At 40.5% G+C, this 311-nt stretch carries 1 pseudogene; it reads left to right on the top strand.

Annotated features, from left to right (window positions below):
• Positions 1–190, top strand: a pseudogene (locus D0T66_RS16300) (hypothetical protein); the annotation flags it as partial.
• Between the last annotated feature and the right edge of the window lie 121 nt (positions 191–311).

Below are 311 nucleotides of genomic sequence, written 5' to 3'. Positions count from 1 at the left end.
AGAGTATATGGGAAGGGTGTTCGGCGTAATGACCATGATTAATACCGCGATGATGCCACTAGGAATGGTAATCTTTGGACCGATGGCAGACGTGATTTCCGTAGAGATTCTCTTGATTGTCACCGGCGTTGTCATTTTGGTGGCAGCCCTGTGTATGAAGAAAGCAAAGGCACTAGTGGCGGTCGGTTAGATATTTATGTTAATATGTGGTTAAAATATTTGTCAGAGAGAGGAGAAGAATTATAATGTTATTAACAGCAAAGAATCTTATAATTGGCGATGGGAAAACCAATTTAAGGAATGGTGCAATT

It is taken from the genome of Dysgonomonas sp. 25, from assembly GCF_010501075.1.
GTDB lineage: Bacteria > Bacteroidota > Bacteroidia > Bacteroidales > Dysgonomonadaceae > Dysgonomonas.
This window is presented reverse-complemented; position numbering and strand designations above follow the sequence as displayed.